The following is a 15,924-nucleotide window of genomic DNA, read 5'->3' on the forward strand; positions in this document are numbered from 1 at the left end:
GCGCCCTCAGGCGCTGGCCTTCTTCTTTTTCTCGGCGGCCACCTTCTCGGCCAGATCGCGGGCAATGGCAAAGGCGCCCTTGATCTTGTCGCTGTCCTTCTTCCAGTCGCGCCGCACCACGATCTTGTTGTCCTTGACCTTGGCCAGCCCGCGCTGGTTCTGGATGAACTCGACCAGACCTTGCGGCGAGGCGAACTTGTCATTGTGGAACTGGATCGTTGCTCCCTTCGGTCCGCCGTCCAGCTTGGCGATGCCGGCGCGTTTGCACATGGCCTTGATCCGCACCACCAGCAGCAGCGTGTTCACCTCTTTCGGCAGCGGGCCGAACCTGTCGATCAACTCGGCGGCAAAGCCCTCCAGTTCGACCTTGGTCGACAGCGACGACAGGCGGCGGTAGAGGCCCAGCCGCACGTCCAGATCGGGCACATAGTCTTCGGGGATCAGCACCGGAACGCCCAGGTTGATCTGCGGCGCCCACTGGTCGTCGGCTTCGCTCAGCCCCTCCATCTCGCCGGCCTTGATCTTGGCAATCGCCTCTTCCAGCATCGACTGATACAGTTCATAGCCCACGTCGCGCATCTGGCCCGACTGTTCCTCGCCCAGCAGGTTGCCCGCGCCGCGAATGTCCAGATCCTGGCTGGCCAGCGTGAACCCCGCCCCCAGCGTATCGAGCGAGCCCAGAACCCGCAGCCGCTTTTCGGCCGCCGGGGTGAGCCGCGCGCGCGGCTTGGTGGTCAGATAGGCATAGGCGCGGGTCTTGGACCGCCCCACCCGGCCCCGGATCTGATAGAGCTGCGCCAGCCCGAACATGTCGGCCCGGTGAACGACCATCGTGTTCGCGGTGGGAATGTCCAAACCGCTTTCCACGATCGTGGTGGCCAGCAGGATGTCATACTTGCCGTCATAGAAGGCGTTCATCCGGTCGTCCAACTCGCCCGCGGCCATCTGGCCGTGGGCCACCACATAGGTCAGTTCCGGCAGCTGTTCCTTCAGGAATTCCTCGATCTCGGGGAGGTCCGAGATGCGCGGCACCACATAGAAACTCTGCCCGCCACGATAGTGCTCACGCAGCAGTGCCTCGCGGATGGTGACGGCATCGAACTCGCTGACATAGGTGCGGATCGCCAGACGATCGACGGGCGGCGTGCCGATGATCGACAGGTCGCGCACGCCGGTCAGGCTCAGTTGCAGGGTGCGCGGGATCGGCGTTGCGGTCAGTGTCAGCACATGCACGTCCGAGCGCAACTGCTTGAGCCGCTCCTTGTGGGCCACGCCGAAATGCTGTTCTTCGTCGATGATCAGCAGGCCCAGATTCTGGAACCGGATGCCCTTGGCCAGCAGCGCATGGGTCCCGATCACGATATCGACCGTGCCCTTTGCCAGCCCTTCGCGGGTCTGCTGCGCCTCTTTGGCCGAGACGAAGCGTGACAATTGCCTGACTTCCAGCGGGAAGCCCCGGAACCGGTCCTTGAAGCTGGCGGCGTGCTGACGGGCCAGCAGCGTTGTGGGCGCAATCACCGCCACCTGCAGGCCGGACATGGCCGCAACAAAGGCCGCGCGCATGGCGACCTCGGTCTTGCCAAAGCCCACGTCGCCGCAGATTAGGCGATCCATCGGCGTGCCCGAGTGCAGGTCCTCCATCACGTCGGCGATGGCGCGCAACTGGTCTTCGGTTTCCTGATAGGGAAATCGGGAGCTGAACTCCTCCCACGCGTGGGGCGGCGGGTCCATGATCGGGGCCTTGCGCAAGGCGCGTTCGGCGGCAATGCGGATCAGCCGGTCGGCCATCTCGCGGATGCGTTCCTTGAGCTTGGCCTTCTTGGCCTGCCATGCGCCACCGCCCAGCTTGTCGAGCAAACCTTCCTCGTGCCCGTATTTCGATAGCAGTTCGATGTTTTCGACCGGCAGGTACAGCTTGGCGCCCTCGGCATATTCCAGCAGCAGGCATTCATGCGCGGCGCCCAGGGCGCTCACGACCTCCATGCCCATGTACCGGCCGATGCCGTGATCGACATGCACCACCAAATCGCCGGGGCTGAGCGACTGGGTCTCGGTCAGGAAATTCTCGGCCTTGCGGCGTTTCTTGGGCTGGCGGATCAGGCGGTCGCCCAGCACGTCCTGTTCCGAGATCACGGTCATGTCGGGCGTCTCGAAGCCGTGCTCCAGCGCCCAAACCGCAAGGTGTAAACCGCGCTTGCCGATGCGCGAGCCGTCGGGCACATGAATCGCCTCGGCCAAGCCCTCATCCTCGATCAATCCGGTCAGGCGTTCGCGCGCGCCCTCGGAATAGGACGCGACCAGAACCGGCCCCTTCTCCAGCTTGTTCTTGATGTGGCTGGCCAGCGCGCCGAACAGGCTGATGCTTTCCTGCTGCCGCTCGGGGGCAAAGTTGCGCCCGATCCGACCGCCCGCATCGATCACCCCCGGGCCACTGGCCTGCGGAAGGGGGCTGAACTGCAGCACCCGCCGCTGCGCCACCGCCTGGGTCCAGGCGTCATCATCCAGATACAGCAGGCCCGGCGGCGTGGGTTTATAGACCGAATCCATCCGCGAGCGATTCTCGAGCGCCAGACGCCGGGTTTCGTATTGATCGGCGATGCTGTCCCACCGGGCCAGACGGGCGGGCGTGACCTGATCGTCCAGCGTGATCGTCGCGTCCGGCAGGTAGTCGAACAACGTTTCCAGCTTTTCGTGGAACAGGGGCAGCCAGTGCTCCATGCCCTGATGCTTGCGCCCGGCGCTGACCGCCTCGTACAGCGGATCATCCGTACCGGCCGCACCGAACTCGATGCGATAGTTCTGACGGAACCGGGTGATTGCGGCCTCGTCCAGGATCACCTCGGAAACCGGGGCCAGTTCGACTAGATCAAGCTTTTCCGTGGTGCGCTGGGTGGCCGGATCGAACCGGCGCGCGCCGTCCAGCACGTCACCGAAGAGGTCCAGCCGCACCGGCCCTGCTTCGCCCGGCGGGAAGATGTCGATGATCCCACCGCGCACGGCATAGTCACCGGGCTCCATCACCGTGGGGCTTTGGCTGAACCCCATGCGCACCAGAAAATCGCGCAGCGCGGCCTCGTCGATGCGCTGACCGACCCGAGCCGTGAACGCCGCCTGCCGCAGCACGTCGCGCGCCGGCACGCGCTGGGTGGCCGCGTTCAGCGTGGTCAGCAGAACGAACCGCTCGGGCATCTGGTGCACCAGTGCCGCCAGGGTCGCCACCCGCGCCGCCGCGATGTCGGGGTTGGGCGACACCCGGTCATAGGGCAGGCAATCCCAGCCGGGAAACAGGATCACCGGCATGTCGAGCGCAAAGAAGCGCAGCGCGGCGCGCATCGCCTCGGCACGTTTGTCGTCGCGCGCCACATGCAGAACCGGCCCGCCCGAGCGGGCAACCTCGTTCAGCACTAGCTGCGCGTCAAACCCCTCGGGGGCGCCGCCGACTGTCACGTGGTTCGGAGCCTTCATCGCCTCGCCTTTCAGATTTTGCTATCCCAGAACGCCTATCGAAAGGTTCTGATACATGCCCCACATCGAAGTGACCAGTATCGCAAACATGCCGATGACCTGGGTCGCGAGCCGGCATCGATGCAGCGCCTTGGACACAGCTTCAATCGTCAACTCCTGCCGCCGCAGGTTCCGGGCCACCCGCAGGCTGTTTGCGCCGACAAGAACCATCGGGAACAACAGCAGGAACACGGCCTGGGCGAACTCGACCTGATAGTAAAACCCCAGCGTCGCCAGCCCCGCAAACAAGAAACAGCACAGCGCCAAGATTACGACCCCCGAAACGTCGGCAATGTAGAGGATGCGGTTGGTGTTGATCCGCACGATGTCCAGCAGGTCGGTCTCGGCCTGGCCTCCGACGCGGCGGGCGCGCACGACCAGATCATAGGGAACGCCCATCACCCAATGGCTGGCTGTCGACCACAGCACCGCAAGCGCGATCCAGTACCACAGATTCGAAAAGCTGCGCATGTCGATGAGTTCGAAAATCGAGGAGTACCAGTCCAAACTCGGTCCTTTAATTCAAAATTCTCAGGCGGTTCTATCGCAACGGCGCGGCTATTGGTACCCTTGAGACCTGTGCAAATTCATGCCACCCAATGCGCGAATGTTCAAGGAGAACGCGCCATGAAACCGACAATCGCCCCCTACCCCCACGGCCGCTTTCGTCGCGCCCGCCAGTCAGAGGCGATCCGGGGCCTGGTACGCGAGAACACCCTGACCGTTGATGACCTGATCTGGCCGGTTTTCGTGCGCGACGGCGAAGGTGTCGAAGAGCCCGTGCCCTCGATGCCCGGCGTGGTGCGCCGCTCGGTCGATCTGATCGCCAAGGCCGCAGCCGAGGCGCAGGCGATGGGCATCCCGGCGATCTGCCTGTTTCCCTACACCGATCCCAGCCTCAAGACGCAGGATTGCGCCGAGGCGTGGAGCCCCGACAACCTGTCGAACCGCGCCATCCGCGCGATCAAGCAGGCCGCGCCCGAAATCGCGGTGATGACCGACGTCGCGCTGGACCCCTACAACATCAACGGCCATGACGGATACGTGGTGGACGGCAAGATCGTGAATGACGAAACGGTCGAGGCGCTGGTCAAGATGACGCTGGCCCAGGCCGAAGCCGGAGCCGACATCATCGGCCCGTCCGACATGATGGACGGCCGGATCGGCGCGATGCGCCGGGCGCTCGAGGCCGCCGGCCATCACGACGTCATGATCCTCAGCTATGCCGCGAAATATGCCAGCGCCTTCTACGGACCCTTCCGTGATGCGGTGGGGGCCTCGGGCGCGCTGACCGGCGACAAGAAGACCTACCAGATGGACCCGGCCAACTCGAACGAGGCGCTGCGCCTGATCGAACGCGACCTGACCGAGGGGGCCGACATGGTGATGATCAAACCCGGCATGCCCTATCTGGACATCTGCCGGCGGGTCAAGGACACGTTCGGCGCGCCCACCTATGCCTATCAGGTGTCGGGTGAATACGCGATGATCCAGGCCGCGGCGCAGAACGGTTGGATCGACGGCGAAAAGGTGATGCTGGAAAGCCTGCTGGCCTTCAAACGCGCAGGCTGTGACGGCATCCTGACCTATTTCGCACCGCAGGTCGCTAGGCTGCTGCAAGGCTAATCCCACGGGACTCCGCGATTTTTCGCCGATCGGCCGGCCTTGGCCTGCCGGTTTTCCCGTGACACCCGACGCCGTTCGGCGTATTCTTGCACACAAGACCGGGACCACCCGGCTTTTCAGGCACATCGACAGAGAAAAAGAAACATGAGCAGTTCCAACACACCACGACTGAGCCGTCGCGGCTTTGCCTTTGGCATGGCCGGACTGACCCTGACCGCCGCTTGCGGCAACGGCGTCGGAAACTCGAACGCGGCAACGATCGATGCCCGCGTCGATGCCACGCTGACCGAGATGTATACCCGCTACCCGAACACCCAGGAAATCGCCAACAAGGCCAACGGGATGCTGATCATGCCGCTGATCACCGAGGCGGGGTTCGTCTTTGGCGGTGGCTACGGAAAAGGCGCATTGCGCATCAATGGCGCCACGGTCGACTACTACTCGGCTGTCAAAGGCACCGCGGGGCTGCAGATTGGCGCCCAGCAATACGCCCATGTCCTGTTCTTCATGACCGAGGACGCCCTGAACGATTTCCGCCGCTCAAGCGGATGGACCGCCGGCGCGGACATCGGATATGTCGTCAGCGACCAGGCGGACCAGTTGTCGACCGACCTGACCACCCTGCGCAAACCTGTGCTGGCGGCGGTCTTCGGTCAGGCTGGGCTGCAATTGGGCGCGACGGTCGAGGGCATCAAATACACGCGCATTATTCCCTGACCCCCTGACCCCCCTCAAGAAAACTCCGTCACTGGCCAATGCCGTGGCGGAGTTTTTCGTTTCAGACGCAGATTCCGCGGCGCGGCCTCTTTCGGTCGCCAGAGCCATGAATTAACCTTCGCCTGATCTGCAAATTCAAATGGTGCGCTGCTGATGGGTGTCGTCTTTCGCTGGTTGATGCGTATCGCCTCGGGTCTGGTCCTGCTGACCCTCGCGGCGATCGGTCTGGTGTATTTCCTGGCCAGCCAGTCGCTGCCTGACTACGATCAAACGCTGCAGGTCAAAGGCCTGAATGCCCCGGTCGAGATCGTGCGCGACACAGCCAACGTGCCTCACATCCTGGGGCAGACCGACCCTGACGTGTTCTTCGGTCTGGGCTATGCTCATGCCCAGGACCGGTTGTGGCAGATGACGGTCATGCGCCGGACCGTGCAGGGACGCCTGTCCGAGGTTTTTGGCCAGCGGACCGTGCATATCGACAAACTCATGCGTCGCCTGGATCTATACGGGCTGGCGCATCAGTCCTTCGAGGTTCAGGACGATTACACCAAGGCCGCTCTTCGCGCCTATGCCGCCGGTGTCAATGCGCGGCTGGACGAAATCAATGAAAACGCCCTGGGCCGCGGCGCGCCCGAAATGTTCTTGTTCAACGCACCGGTTGCTCCTTGGCAACCGGGTGACAGCATAGCCATGATCAAGCTGATGGCGGTTCAGCTATCCGGGCATTTGCAGGACGAAGTGCTGCGGGCGCGCACCTCGTTGATGCTGAACGATCCGCAGCGGCTGTCAGATGTTCTGCCGGACGTGCCTGGCGCGGGCATTGCAGCGCTGCCCGAATATGCGGCGCTGTTTCCCAACCTGCCCCGCTATGCCGCCAATTCGGAACCCGCGGCATCATGGCTGAACCCGGTCCCGCAGCGCGGGTTGGCGGGTGCCTCGAATGCATGGTCTGCGGCTCCTTCGCGTTCGGCCACCGGTGGAACCCTGTTGGCCAACGATCCGCATCTGGGCCTGACTGCGCCGGGGATCTGGTATCTGGCAAGGCTTGAACTGACCAAGGGCGGCGTGATCGGCGCCACCATCCCCGGCATTCCGGCGGTTATGTCCGGCCGCAGTGACCGGCTGGGATGGGGCCTGACCTCGTCCTATCTGGACGATCAGGACGTGCATATCGAAAGAGTGAATCCCGACAACCCCGAGGAATACCTGACGCCCGACGGCTTCAAACCCTTCAAGTCGCGCCCTTCAATCATCGAGATCAAGGACGCCCCACCGATCACTCTGACTCTGCGCTGGACCGAGAACGGCCCCGTCCTGCCCGGCACCCATTACAACCTGGAAACCATCACACCGCCGGGGCATGTCGCCTCGCTGTCCTGGACGGCGCTCAGCCCGCGCGACACCTCGATCAGCGCGTCGATGGCGCTGATGAGCGCGGATACCGTGCGTGAGGCGATCGAAGCTGCCGAGCGGTTCATCGCGCCGTCGCAAAACCTGTCGGTGGTCGACAAGACGACCGTCGGCATGAAACTCATCGGCGCCATGCCCAGCCGCGACCTCAACAACCAGAGCCGGGGGCGCATCCCGACCCCGGGCTGGATCGCAGCAAACCGCTGGCAGGGGCGTCTGCCCTATTCCGACAACCCCGAATTCGTGGCCCCCGCCGGCGGCGTTCTGGGCAACACCAACAACAAGATCATCGACCGGCCCTTCCCCCTGCATGTGTCCTATGAATGGGGCGATACGCAGCGCGTCCATCGCTGGGAATTCCTGATGCAATCCCGCGAGGTGCACACCCGCGACAGCTTCATCGAGGCGCAGCTGGACACGGTCAGCTTCACCGCGCGGTCGCTGCTGCCGCTGATCGGGGCCGACCTGTGGTTTACAGGCGAGGCCGCGCCCGAAGGCACCCCCGAACGCCAGCGCCAAATCGCCCTGACCCTGCTGGCCGAATGGAACGGCGAGATGAACGAGCACCTGCCCGAGCCGCTGATCTACGCGGCCTGGGTCCGCGCGCTGCAAAAACGCCTGATCGCCGATGACCTCGGGCCGCTGGCCAAAGAATTCAAGCATGTCGAGCCACTGTTCATCGAACGCGTATTCCGCGACATCGACGGAGCCTCGGCCTGGTGCGACGTCCGGCAGAGCGCACCGGTGGAAACCTGCACCGACATGGCCCGGCTGGCCCTGGACGATGCGCTGGTCTGGATTTCCGAGCGTTATGGCAGCCAACTGGAATCCCTGCGCTGGGGCGATGCCCACCAGGCCACCCATGACCACCCGGTGCTGGGCGAGGTTCCGGTGCTGCGCTATTTCGTCAACATCCGCCAATCGACCAGCGGCGGCGACAACACCCTGCTGCGCGGACGCACCTCGGGCGAAGGACCGGACCCGTTCCAGAACGTGCACGGCGCGGGCTATCGTGGGGTCTATGACTTTGCCGACCCCGACAGCTCGGTCTTCATCACGGCCACCGGGCAATCGGGCCACTTCCTGTCACGCTACTATGACGATCAGGCGCAACTGTGGCGCCGGGGTGAGTACATTCCCATGTCGCTGGATCTGGATCTGGCCCGCGCCGCCGCTGTCGGGACCACCCGTCTGATGCCGCAATAGGCGGGATTTCGGCGGACCCCCGCCCCTTTTTTGTCGCCCCGTGGACGTGGCCCCGTGGCTTGGCCTACCATTCCGGAGCGCCCGGACCGCAGCGCGAGGGGGAAAATCATGGCCAGTTTGCGCGATACCCTGAACAACCTAGCCCGCGACTATGCCATCGCCTGGAGCTCGGGTGACGCCAATGCCGTGGCCGAATTCTTTACGTCGGACGGGCAGATCACGATCAATCGCGGCGACCCAATCGTCGGGCGGGCGGCCATCGCAGAGATGGCGCGTGGGTTTCAGACCGACTTTCCCGATCTTGAAGTGCGCTGCGACATGCTGCGATGGGCCGGTCCCCACGCCATCTTCGTCTGGACCCTCGAAGGGCACCATGCCCAGACCGGCAATGCGGTGATCACGCGCGGCTGGGAAGAATGGGAGCTGGATGCAGAGTACAAAATCCAGTCGTCGTTGGGCTGGTTCGATGCCGACGACCATCAGAGCCAGATCGACGGGGCCTGATCGTCAGAGGCCCGCGAACTGGTTGGCCTGCTTGTCGGTCCAAAGAACGGTGATCTCGAACCCGTGCTCGGTCTGTTTTTCGCCGCGCACCACGTCCTGCCGGAACAGCCAGGCGCGTTTGTTGCCGTCGGCGAACCCCAGTTTCAGAACCTCTTCCCGGCGCACGCCCTGCAGGATCGTGGCGATCTCGGACAGCAGCGGGTCGATGCCCTCACCGGTCACGGCCGAGATCGGGAACACCGCCGGATCGCGCTCGGCCCGAGCCTGCACGGCCTGCCGGTCTTCGTCGGACAGAAGGTCGATCTTGTTCCAGACTTCAAGCTGTGGGCGGGTATCGTCCACACCCAGCGAGGCCATGATCGTACGCACATCCTCGGCCTGCTCTTCGGTCTCGGGATGGCTGATGTCGCGCACATGCACGATCAGGTCGGCAGCCAAAACCTCTTCGAGCGTGGCCCGGAACGCCGCGACCAGTTCGGTCGGCAGGTTCGAGATGAAACCCACCGTGTCCGACAGGATCACCTCGGGGCCGTCGGGCAGTTCGATCCGGCGCATGGTCGGGTCCAGCGTGGCAAACAGCATGTCCTTGGCCATGACTTCGGCCCCGGTCAGGCGGTTGAACAGCGTCGATTTTCCCGCGTTGGTATAGCCCACCAGCGCCACGATCGGATAGGGCACCTTGGCCCGCGCGGCGCGGTGCAGCGTCCGTGTCTTCACGACCTTCTGCAACTGGCGGCGCAAGCGCACCAGTTGATCGTCGATCGCGCGCCGGTCGGCCTCGATCTGGGTTTCCCCCGGTCCGCCGACAAAGCCCAGCCCACCGCGCTGACGTTCCAGGTGGGTCCAGGCCCGCACCAAGCGCGTGCGCTGATAGCTGAGCGCGGCCATCTCGACCTGCAACACACCCTCGCGCGTGCGGGCGCGGTCCGAGAAGATTTCCAGAATCAGCCCCGTCCGGTCGAGGATCTTGACCTTCCACGCCTTCTCCAGATTGCGCTGCTGAACCGGGGTGACCGGCCCGTCGATCAGAACCAGCTCGATCTCGTTTTCCGCAAAACGCGCGCCCAATTCCTCGATCTTGCCGCTGCCGAACAGCAGGCCGGGCTGCGCCCGCGGCAGGCGTACGATCTCGGACCCGATCACATCCAGATCGGGTAAGGCGGCAGCCAGAGCCACCGCCTCTTCCAGCGCCGGAACGGGGTCGCGGCGCTGGTCATCTGACTTGATATCGGGATGCAGCACCCAAGCCCGGGTGCGCCTCCGGTCATGTTCCATCAAGAGGCGTCTTCGCCCTCATACAGGTTGATCGGCTGCGACGGCATGATGGTCGAGATCGCGTGCTTGTAGACAAGCTGCGACTGTCCGTCGCGGCGCAACAATACGCAGAAATTGTCGAACCAGGTGATGACACCCTGCAATTTCACGCCGTTGATCAGGAAAATTGTAACGGGAACCTTTGCTTTCCGTACATTGTTCAGGAACGCGTCCTGAAGATTCTGTCTGTCCGAAGCCATATTTTGTTATCTCGCCGTTGTTCTTGCTTACGCGCTGCGGACCAACGCGCTCCCTCCGCGCGAGTATGGAGTGACGCGCAGAGATATTCCAGATGAAAAATCAGGCAGTAACGTGAAGGCCCGAATTGCCGGTTCAATCCCGCCACAGGGCCGGAGTGATCAACGCGATGATCGCCAGAGTCTCCAGCCGGCCGATCACCATCCCGGCGCACATGGTCAGCTTGGCTCCGGCCGACAGATCGATCAGACGGATCGGCAGATCGGTGGCCAGTTCGATCAACGGACCGGTCGTGCTCAGCACCGCGACGCTCAGCACCATGGCGCGTTCAAACCCAACCCCCTCGGCAGCCAGAACGACATCAAGCAACGCGAGCGTCAGCGCGAACATCATCAGAAAGACCCACGCGATGAACGCGCCCTGGCTTTGGATGCGGCGGTTGCCACCGCCTGCGCCGCTTACCGATGACGGGTGGATCAGCCTGTCCAGTTCACGCGCACCATTCAGGTAAAGCGCATAGACCCGCAACAGCTTGACCCCGCCGGCGGTGGTGGCGACCCCGCCCCCGATAAGTGCAAGCCCCATCAGCACAAGCCCCGGTGTTCCCAGACCGGACAACTGTTGCGCGTCGTTCCAATAAGCGCTTTCGAACCCGGCCGTCGTCAGGAACGACATCACCGTGAACAACATGCCCCAGATGACGTTCAGCGTTTGCAGGCCCGTCACCTGCCCGCCGATCCCGGCAACCCCGGCCAGCACCCGGAATACCAACAATGCCGCCACGCCAACGACGATCATCAGGCCGATCCGGAATTCCGGATCGTGGTCCAGCCGGGAATAGCCGGTCGTCGCGGTGTCCTTCGAAAACGTCAGGCGGGACAGGGCAAAGAAAAGGAACAGAAACAGGATGGCCTCGCCGGTGATCCCGGCGGTGGACCCTTCCAACCCGCCCACTGGCGAGATACCGGACGTCGCCATCACCGACATTGCGTGGCAGATGGCCGTCAGGCCCTTTTCTCCGGCGATCAACAGCAAGACCCAGATTACCGCTGTGAGGCTGGCGTAAACCGGGGTCAATGTCGCCGTCACACGGAGCAGTCGCCCCCGCGGGTCGACCTTTTCGCTCTGGGCTACGCCAGAAACCGGGCGGCCCGGCTGTCCGCGCGCGGTAATCTCGAACCCGCCCAACGACAGAGGCGCCAGGATCGCAGCCGCCGAAATCCACATCAGCAGCCCACCCATCCAGCCGACGAGTGCCCGCCACAGGTGAACCGGCGCCGACAGGCGCTCAGGATCGGGAAACAGGTCCGCTCCGGTGGTGGTGATGGCGCTGACCATGTCAAAATAGGCGTTCAGAAAGGTCGTGTTCCCCAACGCGTCATGGACCGGAACGGCCAGAAACAGCGGCAATACCGTCAGCGAGCCCAGCAGGACCGCCAACTGCCCCAAGGTTCCGCGCCGCGGCTGCCGGCTGGCCGTCGCCAGGCCAACGATCGTGACCAGGAACAGCCCCACCAAACCCGAATAGAAGAACGACCGCGACGTGGGGTGGTCATCCAAGGCAAGGGCGTAGATTGCCGGGATCCACATGGCCAGGGACACAACCGCCGTGATCAACAGAAACAGCGGCAGCCGCCGAATAACGCTGATTTTGGGTGCGCGGGCGACAGCCATCAGAAAAAGTCGATCGAAACCTGCATCAGGCGTTCGACCTCGGGTACATCATTGGCCATTGCGAAAATCGCAACCACGTCCTTTTCATCAATCCGCAGACTGCCAGTGGGCCGCAGGACCTCGTCGCCCTTGCGCACCGCGCCGACCAGGACGCCTTCGGGAAAGTCGATGTCCCGCAGTTTCTGCCCGGCCATTGGCGAGGTCGACAGCACTTCAGCCTCGATCACTTCGGCCTCGGCATCGCCGATCGAATAGACCTGTCGCACCCGACCATGCCGGATATGGCGCAGGATCGAACTGACGGTCGTGGCCCGCGGGTTGATATAGGCGTCAATCCCCAACGGCCCCATCAGGGCCACCATGCTGGGGTCGTTGATCAGCGCAATCGCCAGCGGGCAACCTTCGGCTTTGGCGCGCACGGCAGCCAGCATGTTGGTCCGGTCGTCATCGGTGACGGCCAGCATCGCGTCCGCGCGCTCGATCCCCGCTTCGCTCAACAGCGCGGAATCCAGGCCGTCGCCGTTCAGAACGATCGTACGCTCCAGCGACTCGGCAGCCAGTTCCGCACAGCGCCGGTCACGTTCGATAACCTTTGCACGGATGCGGCCCTCGCGTTCTTCCAGCGTCCGGGCGACTTCAAGGCCGACGTTTCCGCCGCCCACAATTACCACGCGATCCTGCTTCTTCTGTGATTTACCAAAGACCTCCATCGTACGATCAACGTCTTGGACACTGGTAAAGACATAGCATTCGTCACCGACGAACAATTGGTCCTCGGATTCCGGCGCGAACAGCGTTCCGTCCCGGCGAATACCCACCACGATGGCGCTGAGCGTTGAAAACAGGTCTGTCAGTTGGCGCAAGGGCGTGTTGACGATCGGGCAATCCTCGGCGATCCGAATGCCCAGAAGCTGCGCCTTGCCATCCATGAACAGTTCTGTGTCAAAAGCCGCAGGCGCCGACAGGCGGCGCATGGCTGCGGCGGCCACTTCACGTTCGGGGCTGATCACCACGTCGATCGGAAGATGGTCGCGGCGGTACAGGTCGCGATGGATCGCTTCGAGGTAGGATTTCGACCGCAACCGCGCGATCTTGCGCTGGATCGAGAACACCGAATGCGCCATCTGGCAGGTGACCATGTTAACCTCGTCAGAATGGGTCGCGGCGATGATCATGTCGGCGTCACGGGCTCCGGCCCGCTCGAGCACGTCGGGATAGCTGGCAAAGCCGGCGATGCCCTGAACGTCCAGCGTCTCGGTCGCTCGGCGTACCAGGTCAGGGTTGTTGTCCACAACGGTGACGTCATTCAACTCGCCCGAAAGGTGCCGAGCAATCTGCCAGCCCACCTGGCCGGCGCCACAAATGATGACCTTCATGCCTTTGGCCTTTCTGCCTGAGCGTTTTGAATGACAGATGCCCACAGAGCGGTCAATCGAATTGTCATGACGGCCTGTGTGATGCAAGATAAGCGAATGAAAACAGTGCTTCGATTGCTTGTTCCCCTTGCCCTGCTGGCCGGATGCGGGCCGTTGTCGATGTATTATCGCGAAGGCGAAAGCGTCTCGCGGATGCAGGCAGAAACGACCGAATGCCAAGTGCAGGCGTTGAAGGATGCACCGGTTGCAAATCAGGTTCGCCAAAGCCCGCCCACCTATTGGCCGGGCCGCACCTATTGCGACGGGCGCGGGCGATGCTACCGCACCGGAGGATGGTGGGAGCCGGGCCGCGTTTACACCGTAGATGTAAATCAGGGGCTGCGAAACACGGTCGAGGCGCAGTGCATGGCCAAGAAGGGATACCGCCCCATCAGCCTGCCGCCCTGCAAACAGTCGGTCAAATCGGGCGTTCCGCCGACCCGAACAACCGTCCTGCCACCATTGGGCACGACCTCTTGTTTCGTCAAATTCGACGACGGGTCATTCCAGATCATCACGCCGGGGTTGCCGGGCTGACCGACTGACCTCAGCCCAGATCGTCGGGTGACGATCGCCGGCGGAGTGACAGGAACAGATGTGCTGCGATGGCGGCTGCATAAAATACAAGTACAGCCACGAACATCGAGCCTTCTCCAGCGCGCCAAAGGATTGCAAGCAGAACAGGTGTGCCCAGCAGGTTGCCCGCATTTCCCATCTGCGCCATCGCCCCATAGCTCAGCGCCTGATCCCGGGCCGAGCCATTCAGTTGAGGAACCGCCGCGAAACTGCCGCCCTGCACCAGGCCCAACACCGCAAACAGCGCAATGCCAACAACGGGCAGAGGCGCTCCGAAAAACAGCAGGGCAAGGGCAGCCATCCCGGCCGCAAAACCAAGATTTACAACCGTGACCGCGGTCAGGAACGTCAAAAGCACGGGCACCGCGATCCACGACAGCACGATACCTGCCAGCGGCATCAGACTGGCTACAAGAACCGACTGATCTTCGGGCATACGGCCGGGCAGGATCGCCAGCAACGACACGAAGGTCAGAGTGTAGAAGAACCATCCGATCGCCGGTGCTGCCATGCGGGGCGAGCGGTAGGTTTCAAGATGCGTCTTCAGGATGGACCCCAGCCCCCACCCCTGCCGTTCCGTCGCGATGGGCGGAACCTTTGGCGGAAACAGGGCGACCAGTCCTGCAATCAGCGCCATCAGGAACCCGTGGCCCATGAAGAAATCCGCCAATCCAAAACGCTGGATCATCGGCAGACCGAACCAAGCGTTCAGCGCAAAGGCAACTCCAAAGAAAGAACTCCACAACACCATGGCGGCATTGCGCGCGGCTCCGCGTGTGATCTGTGCGATCAGCGTCGGAGCGGCAACCACGATCGCCAGATGCGAAACGCCCTCGATGATCCGGCTGGCCAGCATCACTTGAAAGCTAGGCATGGTGGACTGGAACACCGATACAACGCCGCCCAGCAGCAAACCGAACACCAGCAGGCGGACCGGTCCGAACTGCGCGGTAATGGCGCCTGACATGGCCCCCAGCACGGCGCCCATCAAACTGATGATCGACAACAACCAGCCGATCGAATCCCCATAGCCTGGGTACAATGCACCAACCGCGTCGAAGGCAACGGCGATCTTGGCGAACTGCGTGGCCGCGCCCAGTCCGGCCACCCACAACAGGATCACCTGCAGAAATATGCGAAATGATTGAGTCACACCCGCGTTCTACCCTCGCCCCCCGGCGAGGTGAACGCATATATTATGCGGCGCGTACGCGCGTGCCACTGACCAAGCGCACAGGGGTTCCATCGGCCAGATACAGCCGCTCCCATACGATTTGGCCTGCGCTGATGGTGATCTGGTCGTGCACGGCCTGAGAAGTAATGAATGCTTTGGGATTTGGCACCTGCAGGTCCCACCAACCCTCGTCCGTCAGCTCCATTTCGGCCTGGCGGATCTCGTCGGTCGCAAACTGCCACAGCGATACCCCCAACAACGAGTGCTGGCTGGTTGACCAATCCCGTGCGCGGCTGGGTGAATAGGCCAGACAAACATGGCTCGCTTCGTCCACCAGATGCAGACAGGCTTGCGAACTACCGACAAGCCGCTTCAGTGCTGCATCATCGGCGCGGTGATCCGAAAGCGCCGTGAAAACCGCAGATTGTTGTTCAGGGCTTGGGGTCTGGACCCCGTTTTCCCAGCGCGACACCGTGGCCTGATCGACCCGCATCACATGTGCAAGCGCCGCCTGCTTCATCCCGGTGGCCCGCCGAAGCCGTTTGAGACGACGACCAAAGGCGGGAAATCCCTGCTGGATCATCGCTAGCGTCATGGCCGGGCGCC

General features: G+C 63.1%; 13 protein-coding genes. 5 read left to right on the forward strand and 8 right to left on the reverse strand.

The window, feature by feature from the left end:
• Positions 1-6 precede the first annotated feature (6 nt).
• Positions 7-3,465 (reverse strand): transcription-repair coupling factor, encoded by a 3,459-nt coding sequence (mfd, locus tag ACR0JC_RS03405; protein WP_170338897.1) that lies wholly within the window; start codon positions 3,463-3,465, stop codon positions 7-9.
• Between the two features lie 21 nt (positions 3,466-3,486).
• Entirely contained in the window at positions 3,487-4,011 is a 525-nt protein-coding gene (locus ACR0JC_RS03410) for a component of SufBCD complex (RefSeq protein WP_170338895.1), read from the reverse strand.
• 120 nt (positions 4,012-4,131) lie between these two features.
• Between ACR0JC_RS03410 and hemB the strand changes: the two genes are divergently transcribed.
• From hemB to ACR0JC_RS03430, 4 genes are all read left to right on the forward strand, one after another.
• Positions 4,132-5,130, forward strand: coding sequence for a porphobilinogen synthase (gene hemB, locus ACR0JC_RS03415; RefSeq protein ID WP_170338892.1), 999 nt, complete (start codon positions 4,132-4,134; stop codon positions 5,128-5,130).
• Positions 5,131-5,274: 144 nt separating this feature from the next.
• The gene (locus ACR0JC_RS03420; RefSeq protein WP_170338890.1) at positions 5,275-5,847 is read left to right on the forward strand and encodes a lipid-binding SYLF domain-containing protein; all 573 of its coding nucleotides are present in this window, start codon (positions 5,275-5,277) and stop codon (positions 5,845-5,847) included.
• A 153-nt stretch (positions 5,848-6,000) separates the two neighbouring features.
• The gene (locus ACR0JC_RS03425; protein WP_480763230.1) at positions 6,001-8,463 is read left to right on the forward strand and encodes a penicillin acylase family protein; all 2,463 of its coding nucleotides are present in this window, start codon (positions 6,001-6,003) and stop codon (positions 8,461-8,463) included.
• A gap of 108 nt (positions 8,464-8,571) precedes the next feature.
• Positions 8,572-8,967 carry an SgcJ/EcaC family oxidoreductase gene (locus ACR0JC_RS03430; protein WP_170338886.1) on the forward strand — a complete coding sequence of 132 codons (396 nt, stop codon included), beginning with the start codon at positions 8,572-8,574 and terminating at the stop codon, positions 8,965-8,967.
• A 3-nt stretch (positions 8,968-8,970) separates the two neighbouring features.
• On the opposite strand, the gene hflX is transcribed toward ACR0JC_RS03430, so the two are convergent.
• The 4 genes from hflX to trkA form a co-directional block, all read right to left on the reverse strand.
• Positions 8,971-10,242: a GTPase HflX gene (gene hflX / locus ACR0JC_RS03435; protein WP_170338884.1), complete on the reverse strand. Its 1,272-nt coding sequence runs from the start codon at positions 10,240-10,242 to the stop codon at positions 8,971-8,973.
• Positions 10,242-10,481 carry an RNA chaperone Hfq gene (gene hfq, locus ACR0JC_RS03440; protein ID WP_005982826.1) on the reverse strand — a complete coding sequence of 80 codons (240 nt, stop codon included), beginning with the start codon at positions 10,479-10,481 and terminating at the stop codon, positions 10,242-10,244. The genes hflX and hfq overlap by 1 nt, the downstream gene beginning before the upstream one ends.
• Before the next feature lie 133 nt (positions 10,482-10,614).
• Positions 10,615-12,153, reverse strand: coding sequence for a TrkH family potassium uptake protein (locus ACR0JC_RS03445; protein ID WP_170338882.1), 1,539 nt, complete (start codon positions 12,151-12,153; stop codon positions 10,615-10,617).
• Entirely contained in the window at positions 12,153-13,529 is a 1,377-nt protein-coding gene (gene trkA, locus ACR0JC_RS03450; protein ID WP_093962234.1) for a Trk system potassium transporter TrkA, read from the reverse strand. The genes ACR0JC_RS03445 and trkA overlap by 1 nt, the downstream gene beginning before the upstream one ends.
• 96 nt (positions 13,530-13,625) lie before the next feature.
• Between trkA and ACR0JC_RS03455 the strand changes: the two genes are divergently transcribed.
• Entirely contained in the window at positions 13,626-14,105 is a 480-nt protein-coding gene (locus tag ACR0JC_RS03455) for a hypothetical protein (RefSeq protein ID WP_170338880.1), read from the forward strand.
• A 10-nt stretch (positions 14,106-14,115) separates the two neighbouring features.
• Here the strand turns inward: ACR0JC_RS03455 and ACR0JC_RS03460 are convergent, their stop codons facing one another.
• Both ACR0JC_RS03460 and ACR0JC_RS03465 read right to left on the reverse strand, forming a co-directional pair.
• Entirely contained in the window at positions 14,116-15,297 is a 1,182-nt protein-coding gene (locus ACR0JC_RS03460) for an MFS transporter (RefSeq protein ID WP_170338878.1), read from the reverse strand.
• A gap of 43 nt (positions 15,298-15,340) precedes the next feature.
• A complete protein-coding gene (locus tag ACR0JC_RS03465) occupies positions 15,341-15,913 on the reverse strand; it encodes a helix-turn-helix domain-containing protein (RefSeq protein WP_254430704.1) in 573 nt (190 codons plus the stop codon).
• Between the last annotated feature and the right edge of the window lie 11 nt (positions 15,914-15,924).

It is taken from the genome of Ruegeria sp. CH5, assembly GCF_056537025.1.